The sequence below is a fragment of the Allosphingosinicella sp. genome, assembly GCF_036403745.1.
Taxonomy (GTDB): Bacteria; Pseudomonadota; Alphaproteobacteria; order Sphingomonadales; family Sphingomonadaceae; genus Allosphingosinicella.
In genome coordinates this window covers 78676-88663 of sequence record NZ_DASWQI010000007.1, presented here as the reverse complement: position 1 = coordinate 88663, position 9988 = coordinate 78676, and the positions used below count along the sequence as shown (strand labels likewise).

The 9988-nt window shown below is 70.5% G+C and carries 10 protein-coding genes; 3 read left to right on the top strand and 7 right to left on the bottom strand.

The window, feature by feature from the left end; translation table 11 throughout:
* The first annotated feature begins 194 nt into the window (after positions 1-194).
* The gene (locus VGC56_RS01625; protein ID WP_464122806.1) at positions 195-1523 is read left to right on the top strand and encodes a hemolysin family protein; all 1329 of its coding nucleotides are present in this window, start codon (positions 195-197) and stop codon (positions 1521-1523) included.
* A 174-nt stretch (positions 1524-1697) separates the two neighbouring features.
* On the opposite strand, the gene VGC56_RS01620 is transcribed toward VGC56_RS01625, so the two are convergent.
* From VGC56_RS01620 to purD, 3 genes are read right to left on the bottom strand one after another with little or no spacing between them, the layout of a single operon-like run.
* A complete protein-coding gene (locus VGC56_RS01620; protein ID WP_464122805.1) occupies positions 1698-2213 on the bottom strand; it encodes a hypothetical protein in 516 nt (171 codons plus the stop codon).
* A 15-nt stretch (positions 2214-2228) separates the two neighbouring features.
* The gene (locus VGC56_RS01615) at positions 2229-2666 is read right to left on the bottom strand and encodes a hypothetical protein (protein ID WP_464122803.1); all 438 of its coding nucleotides are present in this window, start codon (positions 2664-2666) and stop codon (positions 2229-2231) included.
* A 12-nt stretch (positions 2667-2678) separates the two neighbouring features.
* Positions 2679-3977: a phosphoribosylamine--glycine ligase gene (gene purD, locus VGC56_RS01610; RefSeq protein ID WP_464122802.1), complete on the bottom strand. Its 1299-nt coding sequence runs from the start codon at positions 3975-3977 to the stop codon at positions 2679-2681.
* Here purD and xseA point away from each other — a divergent pair.
* Together xseA and VGC56_RS01600 are read left to right on the top strand one after the other, a co-directional pair.
* Complete coding sequence (xseA, locus tag VGC56_RS01605) at positions 3976-5364, top strand: exodeoxyribonuclease VII large subunit (RefSeq protein WP_464122801.1); 1389 nt, start codon at positions 3976-3978, stop codon at positions 5362-5364. The genes purD and xseA overlap by 2 nt on opposite strands.
* A gap of 16 nt (positions 5365-5380) precedes the next feature.
* A complete protein-coding gene (locus VGC56_RS01600; RefSeq protein ID WP_464122812.1) occupies positions 5381-5584 on the top strand; it encodes a DUF2093 domain-containing protein in 204 nt (67 codons plus the stop codon).
* 10 nt (positions 5585-5594) lie between these two features.
* Here VGC56_RS01600 and VGC56_RS01595 read toward each other — a convergent pair whose 3' ends face one another.
* From VGC56_RS01595 to VGC56_RS01580, 4 genes are all read right to left on the bottom strand, one after another.
* Positions 5595-6131, bottom strand: coding sequence for a hypothetical protein (locus VGC56_RS01595; RefSeq protein WP_464122800.1), 537 nt, complete (start codon positions 6129-6131; stop codon positions 5595-5597).
* Positions 6132-6202: 71 nt separating this feature from the next.
* Positions 6203-8197: a tetratricopeptide repeat-containing sulfotransferase family protein gene (locus VGC56_RS01590; protein ID WP_464122799.1), complete on the bottom strand. Its 1995-nt coding sequence runs from the start codon at positions 8195-8197 to the stop codon at positions 6203-6205.
* Positions 8194-8856 (bottom strand): Fe2+-dependent dioxygenase, encoded by a 663-nt coding sequence (locus tag VGC56_RS01585; RefSeq protein ID WP_464122798.1) that lies wholly within the window; start codon positions 8854-8856, stop codon positions 8194-8196. The genes VGC56_RS01590 and VGC56_RS01585 overlap by 4 nt, the downstream gene beginning before the upstream one ends.
* Positions 8856-9902: a hypothetical protein gene (locus tag VGC56_RS01580; RefSeq protein ID WP_464122797.1), complete on the bottom strand. Its 1047-nt coding sequence runs from the start codon at positions 9900-9902 to the stop codon at positions 8856-8858. The genes VGC56_RS01585 and VGC56_RS01580 overlap by 1 nt, the downstream gene beginning before the upstream one ends.
* Positions 9903-9988: the final 86 nt, after the last annotated feature.

Here is a 9988-nt window from a genome sequence, read left to right as displayed (position 1 = left end):
GGCGGAGAGGCGGCCATGGCGTCGTTGCTCGTCGGTCACGATGCATCCAGCATCGCTCCCTCCTCGCGCCTAGCCCTGACCACCTCTCCGCCTCGTCATGGCCGTTGCCGGTCATGAGTCCAGACCCTAATCCCGCCGCGCCGCCAAAGAGGTTGTCGGGACCGGAGCTTGCGCGCTAAACGACAGCCGCGCCTATGCCGCCGCCGCTCCCCCTCAAAGCCTTTCCCTGGTACGACGTCGTCGTCCTCTTCCTGCTGATCGGGCTCAACGGCCTGTTCGCGATGGCGGAGCTGGCGATCGTCTCGTCGCGCAAGCCGCGGCTGAAGGCGATGGCGAAGAAGGGACGGAGCGGCGCCCAGACCGCGCTCGATCTCGCCGCCGATCCCGGCCGCTTCCTCTCGACGGTCCAGATCGGCATCACCGGCATCGCCGTCCTCGCCGGTGCCTTTTCGGGCGCGGTGCTCGGCGGCCCGGTGGCGGAGCGCCTCGCCTGGTTCGGCCTCCCTGCCAAGACCGCAGAGACGGTCGGCTTCGTCCTCGTCATCGTCCTCACCACCTACGCCTCGCTCGTCATGGGCGAGCTGGTCCCCAAGCAGTTCGCGCTGCGCGGGCCGGAGCCGATCGCAATCGTGGTCGCCAAGCCGATGCAGTGGATCGCGCGCATCACCGCGCCGTTGGTCTGGCTGCTCGATACCAGCAGCGCCCTCATCTTCCGCCTCCTCCGCCTCGACCGCGAGCGGCCGACCCACGTCACCGCCGAGGAGCTCCACCTCGTCGTCGCCGAGGCGCACAGCGCCGGCGTCCTCGAAGATTATGAGCGGGCGATCATCTCCGGCGTCGTCCGCTTGGCCGATCGCCCGTCGCGCGAAGTGATGACGCCGCGCACCGACGTCGACTGGCTCGATGCCGATGCCGACCTCGAGACGATCCGCGAGATCCTGCGCGACGCCCCTCACAGCCGCTATCCGGTGGCGGAAGGGTCGGTCGACCAGCTGATCGGCGTCGTCCAGGCGCGCGACATCGTCGTCGCCTTTCTCGACGGCCGGCCACTCGAGCTGCGCGCCCTCCTCCGCCACGCCGCCATCGTCCCGGACCAGAGCGATGCGATGGACACGCTCGCCGTGCTCCGCGGCGCCGAGGTGCCGATGGTCTTCGTCCACGACGAATATGGCCATTTCGAAGGGATCGTCACGCCCGCCGACCTGCTCTCGGCGCTCGCCGGCGTGTTCGCCTCGGACGTCGAGGCCGGCGACGAGCCGCCGCTGGTCGAGCGCGAGGACGGCAGCTGGTGGGTATCAGGATCGCTGTCGACGGACGGGCTGATCGACCAGCTCGGCCTCCCTCTCCCCGAGGACCGCGACTACGCCACCGCCGCCGGCTTCGCGCTCTCGGTCCTGAAGCACATCCCCGAAGTCGGCGAACGCTTCCGCTTCGGCGGCTGGCAGTTCGAGGTGGTCGACATGGACGGCCTCAAGATCGACAAGCTCCTCGCCAGCGAGATCGTGCGGGGACGGCGGGGCTGATCCCTCTGCCTCCCATCCAGAGGATGGGGAGGGGGACCACCATAGGTGGTGGAGGGGTAAAGGTCGGATGCTTCACCCGTCGAGCGCGAGATCCTCGATCCGGCAGCACTTACCCCTCCACCAGCTTCGCTGGTCCCCCTCCCCCCGACCTGCAGTCGCGGGGAGGCATGGGGATTACGCCCCGCCGCCGAGCCTGCCGAACGTCGACTCGAACCGGTCGGTATCGCCGCGCGCCAGGCAGTCGGCCTGCTCGACCAGCCGGTCGCGCTCGATGCGGCCGCGGAACGGGCCCATGCGCGCGTCGACCATCTCGACCTCGTTGGGGCTGAGGCGGGCGAGCTGCTCGAAGCGGGTGATGCCGCAGGCGTTGAGCTGGGCGGCGAGCTTGGGGCCCACGCCCTTCATCGTCTGCAGATTGTCGGGCGGACCTTCGGCGCCCGGGACGATCGGATGCGCGTCGACGCCCAGGAACTCGCCGGCGACGTCGCGGGTCGCGGCGGAGAATTCGTCGGGGACGGTATTCCCCTCAGTGCCCTCGTCGCGGACCTGGCGCGGCGCCGGCGCGTCCCGCCGGTCCTCGACCTTGGCGCCGCCGGAACGGCCGCCGCGGAACACCCAGAAGGCGATGGCGATCGCGACCAGGACGGCGACGATCACCGGCACGAGGTTGTTCTGGAGAAGTTCGATCATTCGGGATTCCTGTGGTTAGTCTAAGAAGGACGTCCGCTTGCGGCGGCCGAAGAGGAGCGCGCCGAGGCCGAAGCCGATGGCGTAGGCGAGCGCGAGCTGCAGCCATGTCTCGACGAGCAGGGGCAGCGCCCAGCCGCCGCGGCCGGTCTCGTCGGACCAGCGCACGCCGCCAATCCCTTGCGCCGTCGCGACCCGGCCGCTGAGGCCCGGCTCGTCCTTCAGGCCGTGGCGCTGGAATTCGTCGGCGGGGCCGCTCAGCGTCGCGTTGCGGGACAGCGGGTTGTGGCCGAGATGCACCGTCACTCCCGGCACCTGCCCGTAATCGACGATGATCCGGGCATGCTTCTCCAGGGCATCGACGAACATCTCGCCATGGCCGAGCGGGCCGTGCCAGATCCAGCCCATCAAAAGGGTGGCGGCGAGACCGATCAGGATTTTGGCGGTGCGCGACATCGGCCTCAGCTTCTATGACGAAACGCCGCGCTGTCCAGCCTTGCCCCGCGCGATCTCGCGCCAGCCGATATCGCGGCGGCAGAAGCCGGTGGGGAAGTCGATGCGGTCGACGGCGGCATAGGCGCGGTCGCGCGCCTCCGCGACACTCGCGCCGCGAGCGGTGACGGCGAGGACACGGCCGCCGTTCGCAACCAGCCTGTCGCCGCTGAGGGCGGTGCCGGCGTGGAAGACCTTTGCCCCCTCCGCTTCCGCCTCGGCAATGCCGCCGATGGCGCCGCCTTTCTCCGGCGTCACGGGATAGCCGCGCGCCGCCATCACCACCGTTAGGGCTGCGTCGTCGCTGAACCGCGGCGGCTCCGCCTCGGCGAGACGGCCGCGGGCAGTGGCGAGCATCAGGGCGAGGAGATCGCTCTCCAGCCGCATCATCAGGACCTCGCATTCGGGGTCACCGAAGCGGACATTATACTCGATGAGCTTCGGCCCCTCGGCCGTCAGCATCAGCCCCGCATAGAGGATGCCGGAGAAGGGCGCCCCCCGCTCCGCCTGGGCGCGGACCGTCGGCTCGACCATCTCCGCCATCACCCTTCCGGCAATCTCCGGCGTCACGATCGAGGCGGGACTGTAGGCGCCCATCCCGCCCGTATTCGGCCCGGTGTCGCCGTCGCCGACACGCTTATGGTCCTGCGCCGTGCCGAAGGGGAGGATGGTCTCGCCGTCGGTCAGCGCGAAGAAGCTCGCTTCCTCGCCCTCCAGGAATTCCTCGATCACCACCGCCGCGCCGGCACTTCCGAAGCTGCCGTCGAACATCTCGCCAAGCGCTGCCTGCGCTTCCTCGGGGGTGGCGGCGATGATCACCCCCTTGCCCGCCGCCAGCCCGTCCGCCTTGATCACCACCGGCAGCGGAAAATCCCCCAGCGCCGCTTCCGCCGCGAGCCGGTCCGAAGCCCGCGCGTAGCGGGCGGTGGGGATGCCGTAACGGGCGCAAAGCTCCTTGGTGTAGCCCTTCGAGCCTTCAAGCTGCGCCGGCGCGCGGTTAGGCCCGAACACCGCTGCGCCCATCGTCCGCAGATTGTCGGCGAGGCCGTCGACGAGGGGGGCTTCGGGGCCGATGACCACCAGCTCGATCGAATGGCGGCGGCAGAAATCGACCACCGCCCGGTGGTCTGAGGCGTCGAGGGCGACTATCTCCGCATGCTCGGCGATCCCGGGATTTCCCGGCGCGGCGAACAGCCGCGTCAGCAGCGGCGATTGCGCGAGCTTCCAGGCGAGGGCATGTTCGCGGCCGCCCGAGCCAAGCAGCAGGACATTCATGGACGAAGCCCCTACGACCGACAGCCCGCTCCTGGCAACCGAGGCGCCCGGCGACAATGCGGCGCCGTTCAGCGTGTCGGAGCTGGCCGGGCGGCTGAAGCGCACCGTCGAGGATGCGTTCGGCTTCGTGCGGGTGCGGGGCGAAATCTCGGGCTGGAAGCGCGCGGCCTCGGGCCATTGCTACCTCTGCCTCAAGGACGACAAGGCGGTGCTCGACGGCGTGCTGTGGAAGGCCAATGCCGCCGCCCTGCCGTTCCGCCCCGAGGACGGCATCGAAGTGGTCGCGACCGGCAAGCTCACCACCTATCCCGGCCGCTCGCGCTACCAGATCGTCATCGACCGCTTGGAGCTCGCCGGCCAAGGGGCGCTGATGGCGCTGCTCGACAAGCGCCGCCGCGCGCTCGCCGCCGAGGGTCTGTTCGACGAGAGCCGCAAGCAGAAGCTGCCCTTCCACCCTCGCGTCATCGGCGTCGTCACGTCGCCGACCGGCGCCGTCATCCGCGACATCCTCCACCGCCTCGCCGACCGCTGCCCCAGCCATGTCGTGGTCTGGCCGGTGAAGGTGCAGGGCGACGGCGCTGCGGCCGAGATCGCCGCGGCGGTGCGCGGCTTCGACGCGCTGCCGGCGGACGGGCCGGTGGCGCGGCCGGAGCTGGTCATCGTCGCCCGCGGCGGCGGCTCGATCGAGGATCTGTGGGCGTTCAACGAGGAGGAGGTGGTCCGCGCCGTCGCCGGCTGCTCGATCCCGATCATCTCCGCCGTCGGCCACGAGACCGACACCTCGCTGTGCGATTTCGCCGCCGACGTGCGCGCCCCCACTCCCACCGCGGCGGCAGAGATCGCCGTCCCCGTGCGCGGCGACCTGCTCGGCAATCTGCGCGAACTGGGCTTCCGCATTGAGCGCTGTGCCCGCCGTTCGGCAGAGCGCTCGGGTGAGCAGCTGGAGGCGACGCTGCGCCGCTGGCCGGCGCGCGAGACCCTGCTCGCGCCGCAGCAGCAGCGCCTCGACGATCTCGCCGACCGCCTGCCCCGCGCGCTGCGCACCGAGCTCAGCCACGCCCGCGCCGCCCTCGGCCAGACCGCCGGCGCGCTCCGCCCCGGCCTGCTCGACGGCGCCTATCGCCGGGCACGCGAGCGGCTCGACGGCCTGTGGCGCGTCGCCCAGCTTGCCCATCCCAACCGCCCGCTCGAGCGCGGCTATGCTCGGGTCGAGGACAAGAACGGCAAGACCTTGATGTCCGCAGCGGCGGCCAAGGCGGCGGGGCGGCTCAAGCTCATCTTCGCCGACGGCGGCCTCGATGCAAATGCGGGCGGCGGTTCCGGCGTTGAGCGGGCGAAGCGCCCATCCTATCTGAAGCCGGCGGCCGAGCAGCCCAAGCTGCTTTAGGAAGGACGACATGTCGATGCTGATGGCGAACAAGGGACGCGAGGCGCGGGTCCACTACATGGCGGGGACCTTCCGCGTGCTGAGCCCCGGCGACTATGTGAGCTGCGCCGCGACCGGCCGGCCGATCCCGCTCGACGAGCTCAAATATTGGAGCGTCGCGCGGCAGGAAGCCTATGCGACCGCCGAAGCCTCGGTGGAGGCCGCCAAGCGCGGGAAGTGACCCGCCGCCTTTAGAGCTGGCGCCGCGCTCTCACGCCGGGTTCCTTGCCGATTCGCATCATGTAGCTGCCGAGCGCGGCCTTGACGACGACGACCTTGGTGCCCTTCTTCGGGCTCACCGCGATCATGTTATGGTCGGTCTGCACCCAGGTGCTGCCGTCCTCGAGCCGCACCACCCATTGGCCATTCTCGTTGGGATAGGCCATCGAGACGATGCTCTCGATCGACTTGACCTCCTCGCCCTCGTCGTCGCCGCCGCCGAAGATGTGGAGGCGCGGGATTTCGAGGCCGAACAGGGTGCGGCGGGTCTCGCGCATCTGCTTCTTGTCGACGACGACGAGATCGTGGCGCGCCGCCGCCTGCTCCATCGCCGTCGACGCGGCGTCGAAACATTGCAGCCGCGCCTTTTCGTCCACGATGGCCTTGCACTTGATCAGCGCCTCGAACGCTTCGGGCCGCTCCTGCGCCGGCGGCTTCTTCGCGATGCCGGCCGACGCCCCGACCAGAATGACCGCTCCAAGCGCCACCGCGCCGATCGTCTTGCGCATGCTCTTCGTCCCCGCTCTCAATCGCTCGCGTCTTTATTGCGGCAGCGCTGCCGCGCGCGCAATCGCCTTCCTCAGCCGCAGGGGCCGTAGCCGAACCGCTCCGCCCAGGGGCAGAGGATCGGCAGCACTTCCTCCATATGCGCCCGGTACCGCTCCCAGCGGCCCGAGGCGGAGCGGTAGAGCGGCTGGGTGACCTGGGCATAGCTCGGGGTGATGATCGTGCCGCGGGCGGCGGCGGTGCGGCGGTGGTCGAGGAGGCGGGCATCCCAGGCCAAACCGATGAAGCCGATCAGCGCCCGCATCTCCTCCTCCGGCCGCGCGATGAGGTCCTCGTAGCGCAGAGTGTGGACGTTGAGTGGGAGGCCCGCTCGGCACTGCTCCCAGAAGGTGAAGACCTGGTCGTAGAGCGTCGCCGCGTCGGCCAAATCGAGGAAGCTGGCCATGGCGTCGTTGGGCTCGAACGCCTGCATGAAGCAGCTCAGCACCGCGTCGCACGGGTGGCGCAGCGACAGGATGATCCGCGCGCCCGGGAACAGGCGGTGGATGAGCGGCGCGCCGAGGATGTTGAGCGGCAGCTTGTCGACGACGGTCTTGCCCGCAGCCTCCGGCGCGGTCTCGTCGAGCGCCTCGAAATAGACGTCGCGCAGCGCCGCGATCTCGGCCGCATCGAGGTCCGGCAGCCGCGCGAAATCCCCGAGCGCGTCCCGCGCCCGCTGCAGCACCGGCTCTTCCTCCAGCACGTGGACGTGCGGGTGCCCCATCAGGAAGGTGTCGAGCAAGGTGGTGCCGGAGCGCGGAAAGCCGACGAGGAACACCGGCGGCGGCCGCTCGGCGGGCGGCGCGTCCGCGCTCCACCGCGCGAACCATGAGGGGCTGGCCGTGCGGATCATCTCGGCCACTCGGCTGCGATACCCCCGGGCGTCGGCGGCCCTGCCAGACGGCGTGGCGGCGGAAACGCGGTTCATGTCCGCGAAGGCTTCGAAGGCCTCATCCGCGCGGTCCAGGCTGTCGGCGAGCCTTGCGATCAGCACCGCGCGCCGCTCGGGCTCCCTCTCCGCCGGCGCCGCGCGGGCCGCGTCCAACGCTTCCTCCAGCTTTCCCTCCCGCCGCAAGACGAGGGCGCGGAGGTAACCGAGCTCGGCTGCCGGGACCCCGGCCCCAGCCGCGTCTTCGAGCAATGCAGGGAGCGCGTCGAGGCGGTTGCTGCGCTCGAACAGGATGCCGAGCTCGAGCCAGGCCAGCGCATCGTCCGGCCGCAGCCGGATTGCATCGCGATAGGCAGCCTCGGCACCCGGCTCGTCCCGCAGGCTCCACCTCAGGCGGGCCAGCTCGACCCGGACCGCAGCTTCGCCGGGCGCGAGGCGGGCCGCGCGATCGATCTCGCGCAGTGCCTCTTGCTCCTCTCCCGCCTCTCGCAGCAGCTGGCCGAGCATCAGCGCCGCCGCGGCATCGGCGGGCGCCAGCCGCGCCGCTTCCCGGCAGGCGGCGAGCGCCTCCGGCTTCCCGAGGGTCGAGAGTGTCGTGGCGTAGTTGAGCCACGCTGCGGCGATCCGCGGCTGGAGGCGAACCGCCCGGCCGAGCGCGTCGGCAGCCCCCTCCAGATCGCCGATCTCCCGCCGCGCATTGCCGAGATTGTTCCAGATCTCCCAGTCGCCCGGATTGGCAGCGACGACCTTGCCATAGGCTTCTGCGGCCCCGGCCGCGTCGCCGGCCTGCTGGAGGAGGAAGCCGCGCAGCCGTTGCAGTTCCGGATCGCCGTCGGGCGCGGACAAAGCGAGCGCGCCCTCCACATCCCCCAGCATTGCGCGCGCATTGGCAAGGTCGGGCAGGAGGCGCGGCAAATCGGGTTGGAGCGCAAAGGCGCGGCCGAGAAAACCGGCGCCCGCGGCCATGTCCCCCGCCCGGCAGCAGGCGACGCCGACCAGCTGCAGCAGCACCGCAGCGTCCGGTTCCGCGGCAAGGGCGGCCTCGCCCTCCACGCGTGCGCCGGCAAGGTCGCCGCGCCGCAGCCGTCCCGCCACCGATGCCGCCGCCGCCCCGCCGCCGGGGGCGGGCGCGTGGCTCACGGCTTCTCCCCCCAATGCCGGTAGAGCTTCTGCTGGACCAATTGCAGCCGGCTGAAATTCTCCTGACTCATGCCAAGCCCCTCGAGGGCCGCGATCTCGTTCAGCTCGTAGAGGAGCTGGCGCTGGAAAATGTCCTTGATCCTGCTCTGGATGAAGGTGATGGCGACGAGCCGTTCGCCCTTCGTCACCGGCTCGACCTCGTGGAGCGTGTCGGACGGGTAGACGATGGCCGTGCCCGGGGCGCAGCGGAAATGCATGTCCCGCGTGCCGAGCGTGATGCGCAGCGCGCCGCCCTCATAGGTCGCCGGGTCGCTCAGGAAGACGGTGCAGCTGATGTCGGAGCGCAACACCCCGTTCGCCAGCTGGAGGTAGGCCGCGTCGGCATGGGCGCCGTAGCGCATGCCCGGCGTGTAGCGGGTGAGGAGCGGCGGCGCGACGCTGGCCGGGAAGGTGAAGTTGCGGAAATCCTCGCTGGCGGTCAGCGCCTTGAGCACGATGTCGGCCGAGCGCTTCCCCGCAGCGGCATCGTGGAGCTGGAGGTTCTGCTTGGCATTGTTGTGCGGGTTGCTGATCCGCCCGTCGACGAACGGCGCCGACGCCGCAATCCGCTGCAGCTCCGCGACGGCCGCCGCATCGAGGATCTCGATTTCCCTGAACATCAACCCACTCCGCTCCGCCCGATCGCCGCGCCGATCGCCGGCCAGCGCTGCCCCAACGCCGCCAGCCCGGCAAGCGCCGCCTCGATGTCCCCGCCGAAGCGCCGCCGCGCGTCGCCGAGCACCTCGCGCCGCAGCGCCGGACTATATTCATATTCGAGCGCTTTCGAATAGCGCCGCATCAGCGGGCCGGTGACCAGGCGTTCGGCCTCGGCTGCGTCCATGCCGAGGCCGAGAAAGGCCGCGGCCTCCATCAGCGTTCCGACCGGCTCGGCGAGGAAAGCGTCGAAGTCCACCCACAAGACCCGGTCCGGACCAAGCACATCGGCGCTGCGGCTGAGAGAGGTCATCTCACACGCCCAGCCGACCATGGCCTTTTGCGCCTCGGTCAGCCGGTCGAGGTTCAGCACCAACCCCGGGCACCTCCCGGCAAGCCGGGCCACGCGCCCGGGCGTCAGCACCGCCAGCTCCTGCCGCGACGCATCGCCGCCGAGGATCGTTTCGATATAGGTACGCGCGCCGACATGGAGGAACAGCGCGCGTGAGCCTGCCGGCACAAGGCGGTCTGCGATTTCGCTGGTGAAGCTCGTCGCCTTGACGAGTGCGCGCTGGTCGCTGCGGAAGGTCCGGGAGAGGAGCGCCGTCAGGATCGAAAGCCTGTCGCGGATTTCCGTCTCCCCCCAGCGGCCGGCAGCCATGGCCTCGGCGAACGTCCGCAGCAGCAGCGGCTCGCGCAGCGCCAGCACCGAGGCGCTCTCGCCGAGCAGGCGCGACATCAGCGTCGATCCGACATGGCCGATGTGGAAGATATAGTGGACGTCGCGCCGCGCATCGCCGGCGACGGCGGCGGCAGCCCCGTCCCACGCCACCTGCCGCCGCTCCTTCGTGGCACCAAGCGCACGCTGGTCCAGGAAGCTCGCCGCCCGCAGCCCCTCTTCCTCCAGGCGCGCGAAGAGCAGCGCGTCGGACACGGCATCCAGGGAGAAGGGGAACCACGCCGGGTCCGCCACAAGTGCGGCAGCCGCGGACTCCTGCGAGTGCGTCTTCATGCGTGTGTTTCCCTAAGCACTGTCCGCATCGGCCGCCAGCGTTCGCGACGCCCCTGCCGCGCCGGACACCGTTCCGCTGGCGGACT